The organism is Helicobacter sp. 23-1044, assembly GCF_053654695.1.
Window position 1 is genome coordinate 72,119 of record NZ_JBSIUQ010000003.1, and the last position, 22,929, is coordinate 95,047.

General features: G+C 40.1%; 28 protein-coding genes. 6 read left to right on the forward strand and 22 right to left on the reverse strand.

Annotated elements, in window-relative coordinates; genetic code table 11:
* Positions 1-12: 12 nt before the first annotated feature.
* Genes purC through ACWIUD_RS04165 form a run of 6 tightly spaced genes read left to right on the forward strand, consistent with a single transcriptional unit; the run spans position 13 to position 3,707 of the window.
* Complete coding sequence (purC, locus tag ACWIUD_RS04140) at positions 13-741, forward strand: phosphoribosylaminoimidazolesuccinocarboxamide synthase (RefSeq protein WP_454146999.1); 729 nt, start codon at positions 13-15, stop codon at positions 739-741.
* A gap of 30 nt (positions 742-771) precedes the next feature.
* Positions 772-1,014: a phosphoribosylformylglycinamidine synthase subunit PurS gene (gene purS, locus ACWIUD_RS04145; RefSeq protein ID WP_454134148.1), complete on the forward strand. Its 243-nt coding sequence runs from the start codon at positions 772-774 to the stop codon at positions 1,012-1,014.
* Positions 1,011-1,736 carry a phosphoribosylformylglycinamidine synthase subunit PurQ gene (purQ, locus tag ACWIUD_RS04150; protein WP_454147001.1) on the forward strand — a complete coding sequence of 242 codons (726 nt, stop codon included), beginning with the start codon at positions 1,011-1,013 and terminating at the stop codon, positions 1,734-1,736. The genes purS and purQ overlap by 4 nt, the downstream gene beginning before the upstream one ends.
* Positions 1,737-1,745: 9 nt before the next feature.
* The gene (locus tag ACWIUD_RS04155) at positions 1,746-2,882 is read left to right on the forward strand and encodes an SH3 domain-containing protein (protein ID WP_454147003.1); all 1,137 of its coding nucleotides are present in this window, start codon (positions 1,746-1,748) and stop codon (positions 2,880-2,882) included.
* Positions 2,879-3,580 carry a 1-acylglycerol-3-phosphate O-acyltransferase gene (locus tag ACWIUD_RS04160; RefSeq protein ID WP_454147005.1) on the forward strand — a complete coding sequence of 234 codons (702 nt, stop codon included), beginning with the start codon at positions 2,879-2,881 and terminating at the stop codon, positions 3,578-3,580. Before ACWIUD_RS04155 ends, ACWIUD_RS04160 begins: the two co-directional genes overlap by 4 nt.
* Positions 3,573-3,707, forward strand: coding sequence for a hypothetical protein (locus tag ACWIUD_RS04165; RefSeq protein WP_454147007.1), 135 nt, complete (start codon positions 3,573-3,575; stop codon positions 3,705-3,707). Before ACWIUD_RS04160 ends, ACWIUD_RS04165 begins: the two co-directional genes overlap by 8 nt.
* Here ACWIUD_RS04165 and ACWIUD_RS04170 read toward each other — a convergent pair.
* The 22 genes from ACWIUD_RS04170 to mqnF all read right to left on the reverse strand — a co-directional run bounded on the left by ACWIUD_RS04170 (position 3,704) and on the right by mqnF (position 22,924).
* Entirely contained in the window at positions 3,704-3,976 is a 273-nt protein-coding gene (locus ACWIUD_RS04170) for a DUF2018 family protein (protein ID WP_454147009.1), read from the reverse strand. The two genes, ACWIUD_RS04165 and ACWIUD_RS04170, sit on opposite strands and share 4 nt — an antisense overlap.
* Positions 3,977-3,989: 13 nt before the next feature.
* Positions 3,990-5,315 carry a histidinol dehydrogenase gene (hisD, locus tag ACWIUD_RS04175; RefSeq protein ID WP_454147011.1) on the reverse strand — a complete coding sequence of 442 codons (1,326 nt, stop codon included), beginning with the start codon at positions 5,313-5,315 and terminating at the stop codon, positions 3,990-3,992.
* Positions 5,316-5,448: 133 nt separating this feature from the next.
* Positions 5,449-5,889: a hypothetical protein gene (locus ACWIUD_RS04180; protein WP_454147013.1), complete on the reverse strand. Its 441-nt coding sequence runs from the start codon at positions 5,887-5,889 to the stop codon at positions 5,449-5,451.
* Positions 5,849-6,067 carry a hypothetical protein gene (locus ACWIUD_RS04185; protein ID WP_454147015.1) on the reverse strand — a complete coding sequence of 73 codons (219 nt, stop codon included), beginning with the start codon at positions 6,065-6,067 and terminating at the stop codon, positions 5,849-5,851. Before ACWIUD_RS04185 ends, ACWIUD_RS04180 begins: the two co-directional genes overlap by 41 nt.
* Before the next feature lie 31 nt (positions 6,068-6,098).
* Entirely contained in the window at positions 6,099-7,358 is a 1,260-nt protein-coding gene (tolB, locus tag ACWIUD_RS04190; protein ID WP_454147017.1) for a Tol-Pal system protein TolB, read from the reverse strand.
* Positions 7,355-8,158, reverse strand: a complete 804-nt coding sequence (locus ACWIUD_RS04195; protein ID WP_454147019.1) for a TonB C-terminal domain-containing protein — start codon at positions 8,156-8,158, stop codon at positions 7,355-7,357. The genes tolB and ACWIUD_RS04195 overlap by 4 nt, the downstream gene beginning before the upstream one ends.
* Complete coding sequence (locus ACWIUD_RS04200) at positions 8,151-8,549, reverse strand: biopolymer transporter ExbD (RefSeq protein ID WP_454147021.1); 399 nt, start codon at positions 8,547-8,549, stop codon at positions 8,151-8,153. The genes ACWIUD_RS04195 and ACWIUD_RS04200 overlap by 8 nt, the downstream gene beginning before the upstream one ends.
* A gap of 13 nt (positions 8,550-8,562) precedes the next feature.
* The gene (locus ACWIUD_RS04205; RefSeq protein WP_454147023.1) at positions 8,563-9,168 is read right to left on the reverse strand and encodes a MotA/TolQ/ExbB proton channel family protein; all 606 of its coding nucleotides are present in this window, start codon (positions 9,166-9,168) and stop codon (positions 8,563-8,565) included.
* Between the two features lie 21 nt (positions 9,169-9,189).
* Positions 9,190-9,573, reverse strand: a complete 384-nt coding sequence (gene atpC, locus ACWIUD_RS04210; protein ID WP_454134126.1) for an ATP synthase F1 subunit epsilon — start codon at positions 9,571-9,573, stop codon at positions 9,190-9,192.
* 13 nt (positions 9,574-9,586) lie between these two features.
* Entirely contained in the window at positions 9,587-11,014 is a 1,428-nt protein-coding gene (atpD, locus tag ACWIUD_RS04215; RefSeq protein WP_454147025.1) for a F0F1 ATP synthase subunit beta, read from the reverse strand.
* Between the two features lie 48 nt (positions 11,015-11,062).
* A complete protein-coding gene (gene atpG, locus ACWIUD_RS04220) occupies positions 11,063-11,974 on the reverse strand; it encodes an ATP synthase F1 subunit gamma (protein ID WP_454147027.1) in 912 nt (303 codons plus the stop codon).
* Between the two features lie 9 nt (positions 11,975-11,983).
* Entirely contained in the window at positions 11,984-13,498 is a 1,515-nt protein-coding gene (atpA, locus tag ACWIUD_RS04225) for a F0F1 ATP synthase subunit alpha (protein WP_454147029.1), read from the reverse strand.
* A gap of 15 nt (positions 13,499-13,513) precedes the next feature.
* Entirely contained in the window at positions 13,514-14,038 is a 525-nt protein-coding gene (locus ACWIUD_RS04230) for a F0F1 ATP synthase subunit delta (RefSeq protein WP_454147031.1), read from the reverse strand.
* Entirely contained in the window at positions 14,039-14,542 is a 504-nt protein-coding gene (locus tag ACWIUD_RS04235; RefSeq protein ID WP_454147033.1) for a F0F1 ATP synthase subunit B, read from the reverse strand.
* A 12-nt stretch (positions 14,543-14,554) separates the two neighbouring features.
* The gene (locus tag ACWIUD_RS04240; RefSeq protein WP_454147035.1) at positions 14,555-14,980 is read right to left on the reverse strand and encodes a F0F1 ATP synthase subunit B family protein; all 426 of its coding nucleotides are present in this window, start codon (positions 14,978-14,980) and stop codon (positions 14,555-14,557) included.
* A gap of 55 nt (positions 14,981-15,035) precedes the next feature.
* The gene (locus ACWIUD_RS04245) at positions 15,036-15,926 is read right to left on the reverse strand and encodes a ParB/RepB/Spo0J family partition protein (RefSeq protein WP_454147037.1); all 891 of its coding nucleotides are present in this window, start codon (positions 15,924-15,926) and stop codon (positions 15,036-15,038) included.
* Positions 15,926-16,714 (reverse strand): ParA family protein, encoded by a 789-nt coding sequence (locus ACWIUD_RS04250; protein WP_454134112.1) that lies wholly within the window; start codon positions 16,712-16,714, stop codon positions 15,926-15,928. Before ACWIUD_RS04250 ends, ACWIUD_RS04245 begins: the two co-directional genes overlap by 1 nt.
* A 255-nt stretch (positions 16,715-16,969) precedes the next feature.
* Positions 16,970-19,114 (reverse strand): autotransporter outer membrane beta-barrel domain-containing protein, encoded by a 2,145-nt coding sequence (locus tag ACWIUD_RS04255; protein WP_454147039.1) that lies wholly within the window; start codon positions 19,112-19,114, stop codon positions 16,970-16,972.
* A gap of 113 nt (positions 19,115-19,227) precedes the next feature.
* Positions 19,228-19,908 carry a homeostatic response regulator transcription factor HsrA gene (gene hsrA, locus ACWIUD_RS04260; protein WP_454134108.1) on the reverse strand — a complete coding sequence of 227 codons (681 nt, stop codon included), beginning with the start codon at positions 19,906-19,908 and terminating at the stop codon, positions 19,228-19,230.
* A 70-nt stretch (positions 19,909-19,978) separates the two neighbouring features.
* The gene (gene purU, locus ACWIUD_RS04265) at positions 19,979-20,818 is read right to left on the reverse strand and encodes a formyltetrahydrofolate deformylase (protein WP_454134106.1); all 840 of its coding nucleotides are present in this window, start codon (positions 20,816-20,818) and stop codon (positions 19,979-19,981) included.
* The gene (sppA, locus tag ACWIUD_RS04270) at positions 20,815-21,687 is read right to left on the reverse strand and encodes a signal peptide peptidase SppA (protein ID WP_454147041.1); all 873 of its coding nucleotides are present in this window, start codon (positions 21,685-21,687) and stop codon (positions 20,815-20,817) included. The genes purU and sppA overlap by 4 nt, the downstream gene beginning before the upstream one ends.
* Positions 21,674-22,924 carry an aminofutalosine deaminase family hydrolase gene (mqnF, locus tag ACWIUD_RS04275; protein ID WP_454147043.1) on the reverse strand — a complete coding sequence of 417 codons (1,251 nt, stop codon included), beginning with the start codon at positions 22,922-22,924 and terminating at the stop codon, positions 21,674-21,676. The genes sppA and mqnF overlap by 14 nt, the downstream gene beginning before the upstream one ends.
* Positions 22,925-22,929: the final 5 nt, after the last annotated feature.

Sequence of the window (22,929 nt, forward strand, 5' to 3'; positions counted from 1 at the left end):
TAGGGGGCAATTATGAAAAAGTTAGATTTGCTTTATGAAGGTAAGGGCAAAAAGCTATATGCGACAAGCGATGATTTAGCGGTAATTGCGGAGTTTAAAGATGATTTGACGGCGTTTAACGCACAAAAAAAGGGCAATGAAAAAGGCAAAGGTAGCCTAAACTGCCAAATTAGCACCATTGCATTTAATCTTTTGGAACAAAATGGAGTGCGGACGCATTTCATAAAGTCGCTTGATGAAAATTCTATGTCAAATTGTATGTTGTGTAAAAAAGTGCAAATTATCCCGCTTGAAGTGGTTGTGCGCAATGTCGCCACAGGTTCGCTTACCAAACGACTTGGCATTGCGGAGGGCAAAACGCTAGATTTCCCCATCGTTGAGTTTTATTACAAAAATGACGAGCTAAATGACCCGCTTGTAAATGATGAGCATTGTAAGATTATGGGGATTATTGATAGCGATGAGACGGCTGATTTCCTAAAAACTACGGCGCGAAAGATAAATAGCGTTTTGGTGGAGTTTTTTGCAAAGGCGAATCTGCGTTTAATTGACTTCAAAGTCGAATTTGGGCGAGATGAAAACGGCGCGATTTTGTTAGCTGATGAGATTAGCCCTGATGGTTGCAGACTTTGGGATAAGGTTAGCAATAAAAAAATGGATAAGGATATTTTCCGCCAAAGCAGTGGCAATGTTAGCGAAGCGTATAAGGAAGTATTAGCGCGAATCCAAAGCGTAAAATAACGCGATTCGTGGCAATTTTAAGGGCATTTTATGAAAGCAGAGATTGAGATTAGCCTAAAAGAAGGCATTTTAGACCCGCAGGCAAAGACAATTTTTAATGCGTTGCATTCGCTTGGATTTGATTGCGTCAAAGATTTAAAAATCACAAAAAAGATGATTGTGGATTTGGACTTACAAGACGCTGATTTGGCGCAGATTCGCGCAGAATCTATGGCAAAAGATTTACTTGCAAATCCTGTGATTGAAAATTACAATATAAAGATTTTGAATTGATAGCGATATTGCGATTTTTAGGCACAAACTGCGAGTTTGATGTAGAATACGCCACGCGCTTTTTACACAACGAGTGTGCGATTGTCTGGCATAAAGAAACCGCTTTGCCAAGCGGGACAAATCTAGTCATAGTGCCCGGGGGATTTAGCTATGGAGATTATCTGCGTTGCGGTGGGATTGCGAAGTTTGCGCCCATAATGAAAGCGGTGAAAAATTTTGCGGACAATGGGGGCTTTGTCTTTGGGATTTGCAATGGTTTTCAAATCCTATGCGAAGCAAAAATGTTGCCCGGTGTGCTTATGCGAAATAAGGACATTGCGTATAAAAGCGTGTTTGGCGAATTTGAGATTTGCGCTAATGACAACGCTTTGCTAAAAAGCTACGCAATGCGCGAAAAAATAAAGCTCCCAATCGCCCACGCAGAGGGGAATTATTACATTGATAGCGCGGGATTAGAGCAATTAAGCGCAAACAATCAAATTTTACTAAAATACACTACTGACATAAATGGCTCTACTGCGCGAATCGCAGGGATTTGCAATGAAAATAAAAATGTCTTTGGTATGATGCCACACCCCGAACGCGCCATTGAGCGCGTTTTGGGAAGCGATGATGGCGCAAAAATGCTAAAAGATATTTTTAGCGTAGAATCTAAATTCGCAGAATCTACCGCAGAATCTAATGAATCTAAATTCGCAGAATCTAATATTTTTAGCGTGTGAGTTTGGCAAATGAGCGCAGAATCTACTTTTATAAAATCAACAAAATCAACAAATCCGCAGAATCTCCCCAAAATATTCACGCAGATTCTGCTATTTTTTGCTTTTATTTTGAGTTTTGCGAACGCCGATGAAATCAAATCGCGATTAGTTTATATCACAAGCGAGATTGTGAAACCAAGCGAGTTGCGCTACATAGGCGAGATTGTCGCGGTGAAATACTCCGTGCTTGTGTTAGAAAATGCCGAGGTGCGCTCCATAGGATTTTTGGAGGGCAATGGAGTTGCGATTCAAAATGCGGATTCTGCGTTTGAGACGATGGATGATGGCAGTTTGGAAAAAATCGTGTATTTTAAGATTTTGGATAAAAATTTCGCCTTTCCGCAGTTAGAAGTAATCGTGCAAAACGCAGAATCTAGCGATGTTTCCATCAGCAAAGAAATGCGTGGCACTGCGATAGATTTGCGTCCAAATCATCCAAATTTTAGCGGTGTGGTGGCGGAGAATTTGAAGGTTACGCCAAATGTCCGCGAGTATGACGCAAAAAATAACATTATTTTGCTTGATTTTAGCGCGCAGATGGCGAATTTGGAGGATTTCAAAATCCCACATTTGAAAAAGCAGGGATTTGAGAGTTTTGAGGGCATTATCACGCGTAGCAACGGACTTTTTTATGTGGTGCTATCAAATCAAATTGCTGCGCTTGATTTTGAATATTTTGACTTAAAATCGCAAAGTTACAAGCAAGAGCATATTAAAAATATCGCCACAAGCACGAGCGTTAGCATAAATCAAGAAATCGCGCCCATAAACAAAGTGCTAATCTTTAAAAATATCGTTATTTTGGGTTTGAGTTTTGTGCTGTTTGTGGCATTTTTGATTCGCAAAATCCCATTTAAGATTCGCGTCTCTTTGCTTGTGGCGGGCATTTTGCTGTTGCTTTTTGTGGTGATTAGTGTAAATATCAATGAAAAAAGTTTGATGAAAAATGATAGTTATTTGCGAATCCTCCCTACGACAAATTCTACAATAATCGCCAAAATCCCCGCAAATGCGGAAGTGCAAATCATTAGTCGGCACAATGATTATATAAAAATTTTAACGAAAGATAATAAAACAGGGTGGGTTGAAAAGGCAAGTGTGAAATGAAAAGCGCAATGAGCCGTATTCGCGGGATTTGGGCGGCATTTAGCACACTTGTCATTTTGCCTTTTATAATTTTGAGCTTGTATATTTTTCGCCCCATAAATCGCCCATTTCGCAAGACTAGCCGTGTATTTTTTTGGATAAATGGCTTTAAGATGAAGCGAATCGGCGACTTTGATAGAAGTGCGCAAATTTTGGTGCTAAATCATCAAGGCATTATGGATATAGCCTATTTGGAGGCTTACTATCCGTGGGATATTTGCTGGGTGGCAAAAAAAGAGCTAGGCGAAGTCCCGCTTTATGGGCACGCGCTCAAAGCCCCAAAGATGATTTTAATCGATAGGGAGGACAAAAAATCGCTCGTTTATCTAATCAAAGAGGCGAAAAACAAGCTAAATGAGGGACGAATCCTAGCTATTTTTCCCGAAGGCACACGAAGCAAAGGCGGACGCGACTTTTTGCCCTTCAAAAATGGCGCAAAAATGCTAATTGAAAAATACAAATTAAAAGTCCAACCCATAGTGCTAATAAATACAAGAAATTTATTTGACGCTTCGAGATTAGAGGTGCGCTCCAAACAAGCAAGAGCGATATGTTTGGAGGCTTATACGCCTGATTTTAGCAATCCGCAATGGTATGATGACTTGCGCGATAAAATGCAAGAAATTTATCACAAACATTATGATGAGATGAATGCGTAGATTCTGCGAATTCTTTGTTAGATTCTGCGAAATTCGCAGAATCTGCTTTGTAAAATTCAAATATTTCGCAGAATCTACGAATTTTTTAACTCACCACGCAAGATTCTGCGTATCCGTAAATCTTTAATCCCCTTGCGATAAAACCTCGTGCATTAGGCGCAATGCCAAATCTTGTTTGCGCGAATCTATCGCAGAATCGCGCATTTGATTAAGCTCCCGCACTTTTTCGCCCAAATTTTCATTTTCAATCACGCGCTCCATTATCGCATACTCGGCAAAAATCGCCTCTAACGCAGTTTGCAACGCGCTTGGAGATAGCTGTGGCAAAATCTTTATCAAATGCTCTAATGGCGAACTCTCAAAAATTTCATCAAAAATATCGTTGTTTTTTTGCATTTTATCCCCTAAACTAGCGCGATTTGCGCGAATCTTTGCCTAAATCTTTTAGTCGAATCTCTACGGATTTTTGGTGCGCTTCTAACCCTTCGCTTTGCGCTAAAATCGCGCATTTATCGCCAATCTCACGCATCGCATTTGGCGAAAAGCTAATAATGGAGCTTTTTTTGATGAAATGCTCCACGCTCAAAGGCGAGAAAAACCGCGCACTACCGCCTGTGGGGAGCGTGTGATTTGGTCCAGCGATATAATCGCCAATCGCCTCAGGCGTGTATGCGCCCAAAAAAATCGCCCCTGCATTTTTGATAAAGGGCAACAAATCGTGCGGATTTTGCGTGGCGATTTCCAAATGTTCAGGCGCGATTTCATTCATCAGCGCGATAGATTCGGTAGTAGATTTAGTGATGATGATTGCGGCGCGATTGTCAATAGATTTTTGTGTGATTTCGCGCCGTTTTAGCGTGGATAGGACGCGCTTTACTTCCGCACTAACGGCGTTTGCGAGATTTTTATCATCAGTTATTAAAATCGCACTTGCCATTTCATCGTGCTCAGCTTGAGATAGCAAATCCATCGCCAAATACGCAGGATTCGCGCCCGAATCTGCGATAATCCCTATTTCGCTAGGTCCAGCAATCATATCGATATTTGCATCGCCAAATACGAGCTTTTTGGCGCACGCCACAAAGATATTGCCCGGTCCTGTGATGGTATCAGCCTTTGCAATGCCGCCTTTTGCGCACCCATAAGCCATAAGCCCTATTGCACTTGCGCCACCGACTTTGTATGCCTCTTTTATCCCGCAGATGTGCATCGCTGCTAAAAGCAAATGATTTGCTTCATTTTGTGGCGTGGGAGAACAAACGGCTATTTCGCCCACACCTGCTACAAGCGCGGGGATTGCATTCATCAAAAGTGAGCTAGGATAGGCGGCTTTGCCTCCGGGGATATAAAGCCCCGCACGGGCGATTGGCGTGATTTTTACGCCTAACATTGTGCCATCGCTTTCATACTCCAACCACGAATTTTGTTTTTGTTTTGTGTGAAAATCGTAGATTCGGCGGTATGCAAGATTTAGCGCGTCTTTTAAGTCGGCGGACAAGCCATTGTAGGCGTTTTCCATATCTTTTGGATTAAATTTTATGTCCTCCAAATTTTTGGGACTCCACTTATCAAACTTCGCAATGTGCGCTAAAATCGCTTCTATGCCATTTTTGCGAATGTCATTTAGCAATTCACTCACAATCTTGCTCGCATTTTCCAAATCCATATTGCCACGATTTAAAATCGCTTCAAAGTCCGCACGGAACGCCGAATCGCTTGTATTTAAAATCTGCATTTTAATCCTTTTTTAAAACAATTTTACAATCATAGCAAAAATTTACACGCTAGATTCTGCAAATCGCAGAATCTAGCACAGAAAAATCAATAAATCGCAGAAACTACAAAAAATTTTACAATAAAAACGCCATTTACGCTCGTGCTACAAGCAGAAAATGCGGATACCAAAGTTTTGGCAAATAAAAATATTCCACACTAAATCCGTGCGCTTCTAATCGCATTTGCAGTTTTTGCGGAAAAACAGAGCGCACCTTTTCGCCATTTATTAGCAAATCGTGCGTTTTGTTCATAAAATCCCCAAATTTATGATTTGCATCGATGTCTTTAATGATGATAAACTTCGCTCCGTGCGAGAGAAATGCGCTAAAAATCCTATCAAAATCCACGCTATCTAAATGATGAAATACATCACTTGCAAAAATCAAATCAAATTTTTGCGATGTTAGCGAAATATCTCTCTCCAAAATCACATTATCAAACGCGCATTTTGGGGCATAAGTTTCATAAATCGCATCGATTGCAAAAACTCTATTATGCCCCCCCCCTAATCGCAGAATCTGCTTTGTTGCCACCTAATTTTTCTGCAAAATATTCACTCCAAAAGAGCGTCCCTGCGCCAAAATCACACACGGATTTTATTGTGCTAAAATCTATATGCGCCTCTAAAATGCCTTTGATTTCATCGCTTGGTAAAATGAATTTTCGCCCAATTTTACGAAATCTATCCAAATATTTATTTGCAAAGCCCATAATTGCTCCATTTTGACTAAAATCGCAGAATCTACCAATCAATTGATTGAATCTTTTCGTTTGCCAAAGGGAAAAGGTAGCTTTTGTTGTAATTTAGGCGGATAATGCCTAGCGAACTCTCATCTTCTGTGCTTTTTACAAACATTATGCTTCCGCCATCACGCGAAAAGCGCGGGATTTGATTTATGCCACTTGCCGTTAATCGCCTAATATAGTCGCTTTTGGTAGAAATCAAATATAGATTAAAGATATTTGGTCCAAACTCATTTGCGCTCTCTCTGCTTGAATACACGATATATTCGTTGTGTGCGCTAGCACTGCTATTGTTGCGCCCGTGATAGACTAGCTGTGTAATAAGGCGCGATTTTAAGTCAAGCGAAAAAATATTTGGATAGCCGAGTCTGTCGCTAATAAACATTATGCTTTTTTCGCCATTTATGAAATTTGCGCCCACATCAATGCCGTTGTAATTTGTCAGCTTTGTATTTTGCTTTGTTGTCATATCGTAGAGATAAATATCTGTCTGTCCCTTTGGTGCCATAGTTATAAGCACTTTTTTGCCATCTTTGCTGACATCACTTGCGATGATTAGCCCATCGCTAGATAGCAATCGCTCCATTTTGCCTGTGTAGATATTGTAGCGCACAAGGGTTGGCTTTGGCAGATATTTGGTAAATAAAATCGTAGTTTGCTCCAAATCCACCCATTTTGGGAAAACATTTAGCCCCTCGCGAATTATCGCACTTTGATAAGTTAGCGTATAATCAGCAATCACAATGTAGCTCTCTTTGGACTTCGTGTATTTTGAAAAAACCACGAACCTGTTCATCCAATCAATGCTGGGTGCTTGAATGTATCCATTTATATCAATCGCCATTTTGTGCGCCAAAAACGGAAAGCGCATTTCTTCTTTTACGCTGTATTGCTTTGAGAGCGCGATTTGGCGGACATTTACATCATAGACTTGAATCGTAGAGATTAGCTCACCGCCACTTGCTTGGCTTTCGAGTTTTACTACCAAATTTACATTTTCTTTTGCGTAAGATTCATAGTCTATATCTTTTGCGCCTTCATTTCGTTCAATCACGCTAAAATGCCCACTTACCTTTAAATCCGCCACTAGCATTTTGTGAATCTTGCTTGATATTAGCACATCATTTTTGTTTGCGTTGAGATTTTCAACCACGATTGTAGGCAGTTTGTTTGCGTCCTTTACCACTTCGATAGTTGCATCAATCGCAAATAGATTCGCCACAAATATCAGCGCGAAAATTACAAGTATTTTTTTCATTCCATCCTTCCTTTATTTGTGAAATTTACTTCCAATTTGTCAATGCGGACATTTTCAAGCACGGGGACTTTTTGTGTCGTTAGATTCTGCAAAGAGTGCGCCAGCTCGCTATCAAATGTCGCATTGCCTGATTTTTTTTTGATAGTATAGCTAAAATTTCCGTCTTTGCTAATAGAAATTTGCACAATCGATGAAAGCACCTCATCAAAGGCACTTTTGGCATTCCAGCTTTTGTATAAAATCTCCGTTAATTTCTTGCAATAATCGCCGTGCTTTTCGCAAAATTTGGACGCGGTTGAATCGGTAATCATAATATTTGAGTTTAGATTCTGCAAGGTTTTTTCGATATTTTGCGTGCTTTGCAAAATCTTATTTAATGCGTCATTTGCGGGATTTTCGCCCTTTTTGTTAAGGGCGATTTTATCTCTGTCGCTTTGAATCTCATTTAGATTCTGCGATGGTTTTTTGGTGTCAATTTTGCTAAATAAATCACTCGCGCCAAGTCCGCTAATCGCGCTTTTTGAACCGCTCTCTTTTGGTTTGTTTTCACTTTTTGGGGCGATTTGTTCGGTGATTTTGGGGGATTGAGATTCTGCGTTTTGCTGTTTTAGTGGCACTTCGACTAGATTCACGCTGATTGATTGAATCGCACTTTTGGCGTTTATAGAGATATTTATGCGCTCACTACTTAATTTAAAAAATAACGCCATCAAAAGCAGCAAAAGCACATAAAGCGATAGTGAAAAAACCCCGCTAAGCACGAAAATGCCATCTTTATAATTACTGCCAAATCTATCCATTTGTAATTAAGGACACCTTTAAGAATCCAGCCTCTTTAATGCTTTTTAGCACAAAAATCACATCGCCGTAATTTATATCTTTATCCGCGCGGATTCGCACTTCTGTGGCTTTGTCATAGCTTTGAGCCAAAAGATTGAAATTATCCACAAAATTTTTGAAATTATAAGTGGCGTCTTTTATGTAAATATTGCGTTTTTTGTCGATTCGCACTTCGATTTGTGGCTCATTTATGACTTTTTGCGTTTTTGAGCCACGCGCAAGAGTTATATCCTCTTTATAAACAATCGTAGGCGTTGTAACCATCAAAATCGCCAAAAGCACAAGCATAATATCCACAAGTGGCGTGATATTTAGCTCTGGCTTATCATCTAAATCATCGTAAATATCCAAAATGCGCCCTGCCCTACTCTATCGATTTGCTAGTCGATTTGCTTAAAGTGATTTTAAAGTCATCTTTTTTGGGTGGGGCTGAAAGCATTACATTTATTTGCATATCCAAAAATGAGCCGATTTGATAGACTTTTCGGCGCAAAATGATATAAAATGAATACGCCGGGATTGCCGTTAAAATGCCAAATGCCGTAGCGATGAGTGCCTTTGAAATAATGGGTGCGATAATGTCAAAACTCACTTTGCCCTCGCCTCCCAAATGATAAAACGCCTCCAAAATCTCTACCACCGTCCCAAAAAGCCCGATAAATGGCGCGGTAGATGAGATAATGCTAAGCATTGAAAGCCCGATAGTTGCGTAAGATACGGCTTTTAGCTTATAGACTTTTAAAATATTTTCGCTAATATTATTCTCATCAAAAATCTTAAAAAACACAGCATTTGGCAGTGGCGCACGAGCGGATAGAAGCAAGTCTAGCGTGTCCTTTTCGATTCGCATAACATCGTTTAGCTTAATAATACGCCAAATAAAAATCCAAATATTTATGACAAAATAAAGTGACAGCCACGCCAAAACCGCCCAAGTCACAGGTCCAATATCGCTTAAAAAATTATTCAAAAATAGCCACCTTCGCAGAATCTAGCGTGAATTATTCTCAATCTTTGTAATGGCAATAGAGACTAATGCCTCTTCTGCGGCGGCGGATTTTAGCAAGTTTTTAGCATTGTCAATCGCATCGCTAATCTCACTATCGCTACTGCCCTCAATCGCCACAGCACCATTTGCCAAAACGGCGACTTTACTATCTGTCACCTCTGCATAGCCCCAATTTATCGCGACTAGCTCTCTTTTGTCATCTTTTTTCAAAATATCAATTACGCCCACTTTCAAAAGCGACAAAAAATCGCAATGCCCGGGCAACACGCCAAATTCGCCCTCGCTTCCGGGCAAAAACACGGACTTTACTTCATCGCTAAAAATCTCACCATAGGGCGTAACGATGCTTAATTTAATATGCTCCATTGCTTTTTACCTTTTAGCTTTTTAGCTTTTGTGCTTTTTCCACTACCTCATCTATATTGCCAACCATATAAAACGCCGCTTCGGGGATATCATCGTATTTGCCCTCCAATATGCCCTCAAAGCCGTTGATTGTATCCTCCAAACTCACATATTTACCCGCACTGCCTGTGAAAACCTCTGCGACAAAGAAAGGTTGCGATAAGAATCGCTCCATTTTCCTAGCACGGCTAACGGTGCGTTTGTCTTCCTCGGATAGCTCATCCATACCAAGCAATGCGATAATATCTTGCAAATCTTTGTATTTTTGAAGCACTTGCTGAACGCCCATAGCGACTTTGTGGTGCTTTTCGCCAACGATATGTGGGTCTAATATTCGCGATGTTGAGCCTAGTGGGTCAACTGCGGGATAAATGCCTTTTTCAGCGATTTTTCTATCTAGCACTGTGGTGGCATCAAGGTGCGCAAAAACACTCGCCGGCGCAGGGTCAGTCAAGTCGTCCGCTGGGACATAAACCGCTTGGACAGAAGTAATTGAGCCTTTTTTGGTAGAAGTGATTCGCTCTTGCAATTTGCCCATTTCAGTGGCAAGTGTAGGCTGATAACCCACAGCTGATGGGATTCGCCCTAAAAGCGCGGACATTTCTGCCCCAGATTGCGCGAATCTAAAAATATTATCAATAAACATTAGCACATCTAATCCCTTTTCATCGCGGAAATATTCAGCCATAGTAAGCCCTGTAAATGCGATGCGGTTTCGCGCTCCAGGTGGCTCATTCATCTGCCCATAGCAAAGCGCGACTTTATCCAAAACGCTACTTTCTTTCATCTCGTTATACAAGTCATTGCCCTCTCTTGTGCGCTCCCCGACACCTGCAAAAATCGAATATCCGCTGTGTTTATAAGCGACATTGTGGATTAGTTCCATAATGATGACCGTTTTGCCCACACCAGCACCGCCAAAAAGCCCGACTTTTCCGCCTTTTGAATATGGTGCAAGTAAATCTACAACTTTTATGCCTGTCTCAAACATTTCTGTTTTTGTGCTTTGCTCTTCAAAGCTAGGCGCAGAGCGGTGAATCGGCATTGTGATTTTGCGTGAGAGCGGTGCGCCCTCATCGATTACATCGCCTACAACATTTAAGATTCGCCCTAAAACTTCTTCGCCCACAGGCACTTCAATCATCGTGCCACGCGCCGTTACTTGCTGTCCGCGACTAAGTCCCTCTGTCATATCCATAGCGATTGTTCGCACACGATTATCGCCCAAATGCGCGGCGACTTCAAGCACAAGTCGCTTCTCCTCGCCATCCATTTGATATACAACATCAATCGCCTCATAAATCTTTGGCAAATACGCCTCTTCGCCCTCGCTAACAAAGTCAATATCCACGACAGGACCCATAATCTGTGAGATTGTCCCATTTAAATTTTTAGCTTTCATAAGTTCTCCTTTTTGTTATTTCACTTACCATTATTTCATCGCTTGCCATTATTTCATCGCTTCAACGCCGGCATTTATCTCTACTAGCTCGGTAGTGATTGCCGCTTGACGCGCTTTGTTATGCTTAATCGTCAAATCTCTAACCAGCTCCGAAGCGTTTTTAGTCGCTGTATCCATCGCCTGCATTCGCGCACTTAGCTCGGCTGCAAGTGAATCAATTAGCGCGTAAAACATATTATAATTTATATATTGTCGCACCAACTCATCTAAAATCTGCTTTTCGCTATCGCTTGGCTCAATAAGCATTTCGCCTTCAACTCTGCCACTTGATTTCGCGGCGACTTCGTCCAAATCGACTTTAAAGGGCAGAATCTCGACTTGCTGAATTTCTTGTGATAGCATATTTTTAAAGCCATTGTGAATAATTATGACTTTGTCTGTAATGCCCTCCACATAGTCATTTACCGCTTTCATAATAAACTCACTTGCCGCTGAATCGCTAGGATTTGATGAAAGCCCATCGCCCTCATCGCATAGCTCGATTTCATTAAAGTTAAAATACCGAATGCCCGTTTTCCCCACGCCACGCAGTCGCACTTTGATGTCTTGCTTTTTGTATTCATTCATAAGCGAAACAACGGCTTTTATCGTATTAGCGTTAAACCCGCCACACAAGCCCTTGTCGGATGTGATAAATACAATATCCACCATTTTTACCGCCCTATCCTTATCCACAAACAAAATGTCATTTTTCTCAAACAAATTGCCGTTGTGGAGCGTCTTTTGGATAATTTCATCAAATACTTCATTTAGCTTTTCAGCATAGATTCGACTGCGCTTGGCGGCTTCTACGGCTTTTTTGAGCTTTGAATTTGCCACGAGCTTCATCGCACGAGTGGTTTTTTGAATGTTTTTTACACTCGTAATCTTGCCTCGAATTTCTTTTAAACTATTTCCCATCGCTCTACCCTACGCCGTAAATGAATTATTGAACTCTTCTAATGCTTGTTTCAAAAGTGCCTCTAAGTCCGAATCAATCGCCTTTTTGCTAGTTAGCGTCTCAAAAATCTTTGGATATTTCGCTTCGATAAATGGATATAAATCCGCTTCAAATTTGGTGATTTTACTTGCGGGGACATTATCCAAATAGCCCTTTGCACCCGCAAAAATGATGATAATTTGCTTTTCAACCGACAAAGGCGAATAAGGTGGCTGTTTTAGCACCTCAACCATTCTTTGCCCCCTATCTAATTGCTTTCGGCTACCTTCATCTAAATCTGACGCAAATTGCGCGAACGCTTGAAGCTCCCTATACTGCGCTAAATCTAATCGCAAAGTCCCAGCGACTTGCTTCATCGCCTTAACCTGCGCTGCGCCACCCACGCGCGATACGGACAAGCCCACATTTATCGCAGGGCGAATCCCAGAGTAAAATAGATTTGTCTCCAAAAAGATTTGCCCATCGGTGATTGAGATGACATTTGTAGGTATATACGCCGCGACATCGCCTGCTTGTGTTTCAATGATGGGCAGTGCCGTTAGCGAGCCAGCTCCCAAATCATCGCTTAATTTCGCTGCGCGCTCTAAAAGCCGAGAGTGTAAGTAAAAAACATCGCCGGGGAACGCTTCTCTACCGGGCGGACGGCGCAAAATTAGCGACATTTCGCGGTAGCTTACGGCGTGTTTGCTTAAATCATCATAGATTATTAGCGCGTGGCGGGCGTTATCTCTAAAATATTCGCCCATCGTAACCCCTGCATAAGGTGCTAAAAACTGCATAGTAGCCGAATCTGAAGCAGGTGCATTTACGATAATGCTATATTCCATTGCGCCGTGTTCTTCTAACCTACGGACAACTTGCGCCACGGTTGATTCTTTTTGTCCGATTGCCACATAGATACAAATGACATCTTGCCCTTTTTGATTGATAATCGTATCAATGGCAACGGTTGTTTTGCCTGTTTGCCTATCGCCGATGATTAGCTCTCTTTGTCCGCGCCCAATCGGCACAAGCGCATCAATGGCTTTGATACCTGTTTGCAATGGCTCGTGCACTGATTTTCGTGCCATAATGCCGGGAGCTTTGACTTCGATAAATCTATGCTCTTTTGCCTCAATCGCGCCTTTGCCATCGATGGGTTCGCCAAGCGCATTTATTACGCGCCCCACAACCGCATCGCCCACAGGCACACTCATAAGAGTGCCTAGTCGTTTGACTGATACACCCTCTTTGATTTCTCTCCCAGCACCAAGCACAACCACGCCCACGCTGTTGTCCTCCAAATTCAAAGCCAAGCCTTTATCGCCTGTCTCAAATTCTACCATTTCGTAATACATTACATTTTTTAGTCCATAAACTCGCGCCACACCGTCCGCATAATTTATGACCGACCCTACCTCATCTATGTCGATTTTTAGCTCAAAATCCTCGATTTTTTGCTTGATTATTGAGCTTATTTCATCTACCTGAATCTTACTTGACATTTTTACTCCTTTCTTTTAATTAAATGCTTTTAAGATATGGCTTTTTATGCCATTTGTCAAACTTTGCTTTAAAAACGCGCCCTCAACGCCCAGCTCATCGATGAAAATCTTTATCCCATCGACATTGCTTTTTTTGTGCGTTGCCACAAGCGAGACGCCAAACTTTTGCTCTAACTTTTGCTTAATTTCTGAAAGCGACTTTGAATCCAGCGCAAAATTTGACTGCACGATGAGTTCAAATTCGTTGTTTTTAGCGCGAATGTGGCGATTCAGCTCATCATAAATGCGCGGAATCTCACACAGGCGGTTTTTCTCGCTTAATGCTTTGATAAAATTTTTTAGCGTTTTATCCTTAATCTTAAAAGTTTCGATAAGTAGCTCACACTTACGCGCCTTTGGGATAAAAGGCGAATTTATAATATTTAAAAACGCAGAATCTGCAAAACTTTTGCTAATTGATTCAAGCACCTTTATCGCCGTAGCGATTTCTTTCTCATTTAGCGCATTTACGAGCGCTTTTGTGTATCTTTTTGCTATCATTTATGCGACCTTTTTTGTGATGATTTCAACAAATTTCTTTTTGTCAAGCGCGATATTTTCATCACGCAGAATCTCGCTTAAAACCTCGCTAACGATGGACTTTTTAGCGCGTTTTTGCTCAAATCCCATTCGCTCGATATAAGATTTTTGCAAAATCTCTAAATCTTTTTTGCATTGATTTTGAATATTTTTAGTAATGACTTCTGCCTCTTTGTGGGCGTTTGCCACGATGTCAATGGCGAGTTTTTTGGCATTTTCTAATTCTTTTAATTTTTCTAGTTTTTTGTTGTTAGATTCTGCGAGTTTGACTTGCACGGCGTTTAATTGCGCTGAAATCTCATCTTGCCTTGCTTTGAGTGCGTTTTTGATATGCTTTGCCACAAGCCACCACAAAAGCGCGACAAAAATCACAAAATTCACACTACGCATTACAAAGTCGCTATTTTCAAAGCTGACCTCCGCCGCACAGGCAAAAATCGGCATTAGAAGTAATAATATTTTCATCGCCATCCCCCTTTACATACTTTTTATTTTATCATTTAGCGCATTTTGAAACGCCGGGATTTGCGACAAAAGGGCGGATTTCGCGCTCTTTTTTTCGCTATTTAATGCTTCTAAAAATGCCACTAATTTTCTATCATTTTCAGTTTTTAGTTGCTCGATATTATTCGCAGAATCTGCCTTTGCCTCCAAAGTCGCCTTTTCTTTAATACTAAATGCTTCTTTTTTGGCTGAATCTAAAATCGCCTGTATTTGGCTATCGATGTGCGCTATCTCGCTTTCATTGCCACTTGCATTATCCAAGTCATTTTTTATCATCGCATCGCGTGCGTCCATAAAGGCAAGAATTGGCTGATAGAGCCATTTATTTAGCAAATAAATAGACAAAATAAATAGCACAAACACTAACGCCATCAACTGCGGATTTAAACTTATGCCCATAAATTACCCCCGTATTTTTTTAAATTTAAAATGCTAACAAAATTCTGTCTTTTTTTCATTTAAATTTGCCATTTTTTTCTAAAATTTTTACCAAATGGTGAATTTTTTCATCATTTTTGAAGTTTAACACAAGCGAATCGCCCCTTATTTTTGCGATGATTTCTAACTTTTGAAATGCGCCAATTAGCGCATTCATCGCAGAATCTAACTCTTTTTTTGGTTTTTTGGCAATTTTTTTGCGATTATTTAAGGCTGAATCTGCGCGATTTTCTTTGATTTTTTGGACTAATTTTTCACTTTCACTAACCGATAATTTTTGCCCTACTATCGAATCTAGCGCGATTTTTAAATCTTTTTCATTTAGATTCACCAAAATTTTGGCGTGTCCTTGCGTGATTTTGCCACTAATTAGCAAATCTTGCGCACCTTTTGGCAATTTCAAAAGTGCCAAAGTGTTTGTAATCTGCGGACGGGACTTTTGCACCTTTTGTGCTAACTCATCTTGCGTGATATCATAATCCTTAATCAGCGCACTATACGACAATGCCAAATCGATGGGGTTTAAATCCTCCCTTTGGATATTTTCGATTAACGCCATCTCACGGAGCTTTTCAGGTTTTATATCTACTACAATCGCCTTAATCGCGGACAATTTCGCAACTTTTGATGCGCGAAGTCTGCGCTCGCCGGCAATCAAATAAAATTCATTATTTTCTTCATAAACCAAAATCGGCTGTAAAATGCCGTATTCTTTGATAGATTCTGCGAGTTCTGCGATGCTTGTTTCATCAAACTTTTTGCGCGGCTGCACTGGATTTGGGTGGATTAAATCAATGTCAATTTCTACCACTAATTGCGAATCATCGCCCAAATTCTGCTCATAAGCTTGCTCCATCTCGCCAATTAGCGCGCTTAGTCCGCGCCCAAGTGCTTGTTTCTTTGCCATTACGCGCCTTGCAAGATTGCTTCTGCCAAATTTTGATAGGCAAGAGAGCCGTTTGAGCGCATATCATATTGCAAAATCGGCTTGCCAAAGCTCGGAGATTCTGCGAGTTTCACGCTTCGCGGGATGATAAGATTTTGCATATTCATATCTTTAAACATATATTTATCAAAATGCTGTGATAAGTCGCAAACAACCTGCTTTGCGAGATTATTCTGCGCGGCAAACATCGTCGGTAAAAATCCTTTTATGTTTAGATTTGGATTTATTTGCTCTTTTAGAAGTTTAATGGTATTTAAAAGTTGCGCTAATCCCTCCAGCGCGAAAAATTCGCACTGAATGGGGATTAACACCGAATCTGACGCACTCAAAGCATTCATCGTAAGCGGTCCCAACGCAGGGGGCGAATCGATAATCATAAAGTCATATTCGCCCACTATCTCATCAATCTTTTTCTTTAAAATTAGCTCGCGCCCTTGCGTTTTTTTACTATAAAATTCTTTTTCAAACCCCACCAACCCGATATTTGAAGGTGCTAAAAAGAGATTTCGCACATCGGTTTTTACGATGATTTGGGAGAGCTTTTTTGAGCCTGTTAGCGTGTGATAGAGATAGTAATCGATATTGTTGCGATGGACGCCAAGACTTGTAGTTGCGTTTGACTGCGGGTCTGCGTCAATCAAAAGGACTTTTTTGCCCTTGTATGCGAGAGATGCAGAGAGATTCACCGCCGTAGTTGTCTTACCCACGCCACCTTTTTGATTTGCAATAGTAATAACTTCACATTTCATAAATCTGCCCCTAAAAATTTTGAAAAATATTTGAGAATTCTAGCGATTTTTTTATAAATCAAATCTTATAAAATAGATAAATTTTAAGATTTTTTGCAAAATTTGCGAATGTGCAAAATCGTAACAACCCCGCCAAAGTGCGTGGGATTCGAATATTTCATCATTTTTAGAGATTCTGCGAATCGCAGAATCTAATACCAAAAATTCGCAAGAATTTATAAATATTTCAATCACAGATTCTGCGATTCGCAGAATCTACCACTTCACTCTCCACTCAAAGCTTCCGCCATTGCTTATGCTTTTATCTCCAAAGCTCCCATTGTAGCGCAGTGTAAATTCCATATCAAACCTTTGCGCTTGCCATACATAGCTACCGCCGACATTTAGATAAGCCAAAAAGTTATCATTATCTAGCGTTATATCCACAGCGCGATTTCCCACCATTAAAGTGCCGTTTGTTGCCTTTGGAGTGAGATTCCCGCGAATCCCAAGCCCCGCATCGACTCCCCAAAGCCCTAAATCTGTGTTAAAATATTTATAATAATTTAACCCCAAATCCAAATATAACAAGTGATACAACGCGCTATTGTAACCTACGCTAGAATCACTTACTTTGCCTGTATTTAGTGCTTTGTAATCAATCGCACCTTCAATTCCTAAAACGCCCCATTTATCAAAATCAAAGTCTTTACCATAAGCCACGCTTACGCCAAAACCAAGATTATTTGACTTTGTTTTTGTGATACTGCTAGAATCTATTTCATTTAAAAAATAGTAAAAATCACCACGCGCCTTTAAAAACATTGCATAGATTAAATCCAAACGATAGTTTAGCCCAAGCATAAAATTTAGATTTGTGGATTTAAAATCCTTGTCATTTTTATCGCTCAAAGTCCCATAGCCTAAAGCAAAATGAGTGCCTAATGTATTGCTATCATTTAGCTTTCCACTAAATGCGGTTACGAATCCGCCATCAACGCCTGAAACTTCGTAATTCCCCGATTTGTAAAACAAAGTATGATTTATAAATGGCGTAAAAAGAAAACTATATTTATCGCTTTCTTTTGCAGAATCTGCGCTTTGATTCGCATTTAGATTCGTGCTATTTTGTGCCAAATCGATTGTTTTATCTCTCGCATCTGCAATCAATATTTGCGAATCATAAAAGAAATTTTCATTTTCTTTTAGCGAATTTAGCGTGATAGATTTGTGAGATTTGGCATAAAACGCATTTCGCGCATTAGAACGATTTGCCATTTTTTTCGCATATCGCGCACTATTTCTACTACTTGACATTATTGCACCACTTGCCAAAAATAGATTATTCATAGTAGCGACATTTGCCTTGCTTGTGGCGGTTATGGGCGTATTGCTACCGCCTATGCTTACGATAAAACTATCGCCTTGTTGCATAAGCGTAAAAATATCTTTGTTTAGCAATTCCAAGCGGGACAAATCAACCTTTAACGCATTTGCGCCGTCTGTATCCACCACTAGCTTATCTAGCGAATATGGCGTATCGTATTCAAAATCTCCGTCAAGCTCTAATATCAGCTTGCCAAACCCACGAGCGAGTCCATCGTTATTGTAAAATTGTAATTTTGTGCCTTTTTCCACGACAAGATGCGAATTATCGCCCGTATTTGCTCCATTGTATTTATTAAATGTTTCCGCATTTTCGGTAATTTTCATAGCATAATCGTGTATAGTAAATGTGCCACCGCCACCTAAATGATAAAATTGTCCATTCACGCGATTGATTGTGCCGTAATTTGTAAGATTGTGCGTATAGTTTGGATTTGCAGATAAAACTATACCATTCATTGTGCCATAATTGTCGATATTGCCAAGAATTGCGCCAGATTCTGCGTTTATGTATCCATTGATTGTGCCGTGATTGATTAGATTTGTCAAATGTGCTTTATCTTTGATAGTTATGGCAACGCCATTACTTGCGCTAATTGTGCCGTAGTTATAAAGATTGCCTATTCCGCCACCAATAGTTTGCCCGCTAATAGTTTGTGGATTTAGTGTTATGCCATTTGCAGTTGAAATTGAGCCCCTATTATATAGCTGACTTATAAGTGCGCTAACGCTTATGCTATCTTTTATGTCAATCGCACCTTCATTTGTCATAGCAAGAATCGTTACGCCTTCAAAAGTTAGTTTATTTAGCTCTAAACTTTTATTGCCAAAATGTATGTAGCCAACTTTTTCGTAGTTGCTTTTATCGATTTTACAATCAGTGCTTGAAGCACAAATCGTATCTAGCTCATAAGTATCTAATTTATAAGTAGAAAGTGTAGCAGAGTAGAGATTTGTAGTAAATAATAAAATGGTAGATATAAATGCAAAAAATTTGCATTTTATAGGGTTATAAGCATTCCCCCCCCCCAGCATAAACAAGGCGTTGTAAGTGTTTGTGTAGATTTCATAATATCCCTTTTTATTAAAATATATTTTAATTTCACGCTAAATCCTGCGTAAATCGCGCAAGATTCGCATATCGCTCACTATTCCTCTTCCGCTGGTTTTGGATAGCAAAAGCGATATCCGCGTCTGCGCACGGTTTCAATGGTAGAGATTCGCAAGGGCTTATCCATCTTTTGGCGGATTTGGTTAATCGCTACTTCAATAACATTTGGCGTAACAAGTTCGGGCTCTTCCCATATTGCGTCTAAAAGCTGCTCTTTGCTTACGATTTGGTCTCTGTGCTTTGCTAGGTGCGTTAGCACTTCAAATGGTTTGCCTTTGACTTCGATTTCTTGTCCTTTATAGACGATTTTTTCCTCATCGGGGTTGATTAGCAAGTCATCGATTTCAATTAGATTGCTCCCCCACGAACGCAACCTTGCCTCTACTCTTGCGACAAAGACTTCATTAGCGCAGGGGAAGCGGATAAAGTCATCTGCTCCGCCATTTAGCGCATTTACTTCAATGCTTATATCCTCTTTGCTTGAAGTGATGATTACGGGGATTTTGGGTTTTCTTTCTTTGATTTGGTTTATAATATCTACGCCATTTATGTCGCTTAGATTCCAATTTGATACGATTAAGTCGTAATTTCTAATGCTGACATAATACTTGCCATCTTTGAGATTTTCGGCGATGTCGGTTTGGTATTTCTTTTCATTTAACGCATCGCTAAGCGATTCGCCAAGCGTTTCATCGTTGTCTATGATTAAAACACGCATTTATTTAATCCTTTAAAATTAAAATGAATTTGGGATTATACCATAAATTTAAACGATTTTTAAGCAAATTTTAAAAAATAATCGTTTTGTTGTTGTGGATAAAGATTCGCGCCTCTATCGCCAAATCAACCGCACGCGCCAAAACCACGCGCTCAATATTGCGCCCTGCCCTTTGCATATCCACCCACGAAAAAGTGTGATTTACCTGCATAATATCTTGACAGATTATCGGTCCGCTGTCTAATTCGCTTGTAACGAAATGTGCCGTTGCGCCGATGATTTTCACGCCTCGCTCAAAGGCTTGTTTGTAAGGATTCGCCCCGATAAATGCGGGGAGAAAGCTGTGATGAATATTTATAATGCGATTTTCATAATGTGCGATAAATTTTGGGCTTAAAATCCGCATATATTTTGCCAAAATGATAAAATCTGGTGCGAATCTACCGCAAATTTCAAGCATTAAATCTTCGTAATTTTTAGATTCGTGTGAAATGTGAAAATATGGAATGCTAAATTTTTCTACCAAACTTCGCAAACTCTCATAATTTGAAATCACCGCTTTTATGTCAATGTCTAGCTCGTTATTGTAGTGTTTGATTAGCAAATCGCCCAAGCAATGCGCCTCTTTGGTGCAAAAAATAACAGCGGATTTTTTGCTTTTTGGCGCGATTTTTATGAAAGCATTTTGCGGGAGAATCGCATTTAGATTCGCCTCTATTTTTTTTGCAATCGCTTCAATCTCTGCGCTTTCATCGCTTTTTAGGCTAATTTCAGTGCGCATAAAAAAATGTTTGCTTGTCCTATCCACAAATTCATCGTTTTTTTCGATATTAAATTCTAACAGATTCGCCGTAACCTTATGCACCAAACCACGCGAATCAGGTGTGCTAATCAAAATAATAAGATTCATCGTATGGTATTTATTTGCGAAAAAATCGCACTTACTGCCTCTGCGCTAAATTTTTTCAAATAGCTATCAATAACGCCCTCTTTTGCCCACACAGGGTTGCTAACGCCACTTAATTCTTGCAGTAGATTTATCGCTTGTTTTTGTGTGCCGACTAAATCAATAAGCCCCACTTCTTTTGCGTCATAGGCGTTAAAAATCTTGCCCTCTGCGTAGATTCGGTAGTCAATTTGCCCAAGAGTTTTTGCCCTAGCATTTGCCACATCTCTTACAAACATTGCGTATTGCTGATTTAAGAATTTTTGCAAATATGCCCGCTCATTTTCGCTCCATTTGCGAGTAAAAGTCCCCGCTTCCTTAAACTCACCTGCTTTTAGTCCTTGTGATTGAATCCCTATTTTGCCAAGCAATTCTTCGATATTATATCCATTAAAAATCACGCCAATAGAGCCAATCATCGCGCCCCGATTTGCCACTATGAATCGACTATACATTCCTGCATAATAGCTTCCACTAGCCATCGTTCCGCGCACATAGGCGACTACGGGGATTTTGGCGTTTAGCTCTTCAATCATATCTGCGATTTCTACACTAGGCGACAATCCGCCCCCGGGCGAATCGATAACCAACAAAACGCCCCTTAAATTTGGGAAGTTTTTTAGCGATTCGATTTGTGTGGCAAATAAATCGCTTCTAAAAATGGGACCTTCTAAATAGATTTTTGCTAAATTTATATTTTGCGTTTGCGGTGGCGTAAATGCCGCACAAAGCACGATTACTAGCAAAATAAATAAGCAACTTTTAAAATAATTTTGAATGAAATTTAGCGGTTTTAGCACGAAAAATCGCCATATTTTTTTAAATACTCTCAATGTCTATCCTTTTTCCGTTGATATATAAATCCGTTACCTCCCTTGCGTGGAGCAAGAAATGCAGTGCCACTTGATTGCTTTTTTCGATGTCTTTGACAAAAAATACCGCCAAATCACTTGCCTTGCCCTTCTCCAAAGAGCCGTTGTTGAAACCAAATCGTTTGGCAATATTGCGCGTGATTCCTAGCAAGATTTCTTTTGCAAGGGCATTTACATCAAATTTAGGGTAACCAAAAAGTGCGATTCGCCCCTCATCAAGCAAACTTAACGAATTATTTGAGCTTCTGCCATCTGTGGCTAAAATGAGCTTAAATCTAAAATCCTTTGCCTTAAAAAAGTCAAAATAGCGATTGTTTAAAAGGCGATTTGAGCGTGGCGCAGAGATGATTTCGCAATCCAATCGTTTCAAAAATTCAAAATCATCATTGTTTAAATAAAGGCAGTGTGCAAAAAGCGTAGGCACTTGTGAAAAAAGCTCCATAAATTCGCGTTTTGTATAAAATGGCTTTGCAGATTCAACGCCCAAATTATTTTTAAAAAAGTCCTTAAAATAGCCTTTGCCATAGTCTAACCACAGCAATTCTTCGCGCGACTCCATAAAATGCGCCGATACTAGCATTTTGCCTTTTCGTGCTTTATCAAGCGCAAATTCTGCCAAATCATTATGCAATGAATATGGCGAATGAAGCGCGATTGCGTTTTTAAAGCGCGGATTTTCTAGCAATTTTGCTTTTTTTAATCTAGTCTCAAAATTTTCTTTTATCGTATCAAATTTCGCGGGATTTGTCCCCATAATCTCATTAAAATACATCACTTTTAGCGGACTTGTGCTTAAATCCTCCAAATCCGCGCCCACGCTACTAATCGCGCCTACACAAGCTGTGCCAGAGCGCAAAACTTCTTTGATTGCAGATTTTATATATCTTTGCGAATCTTCAAATAATTCGCCTCTTTTTTGCATAACCGAATCAAGCCACACGCCAAAATTGCCGTAATTTAGTGTGCTAAAATTGCTACTAAATTCAAAATGAATGTGCGGATTGATAAAAGCAGGGGTAATGACGCAGGATTCATAAAACTTGCTTTTGATTTTCGCCCCTTTTAGTGCGTTATAATCGCCCACCTTTAAAATTTTGTCCCCATCAAACAAAATCCCGCCATTTTTGATAATCTCAAAATGCTTATTGCACGAAATCACCGCACTTGCGCCAATTAGTTGAAGTTCTTTAATCGCCATAATAA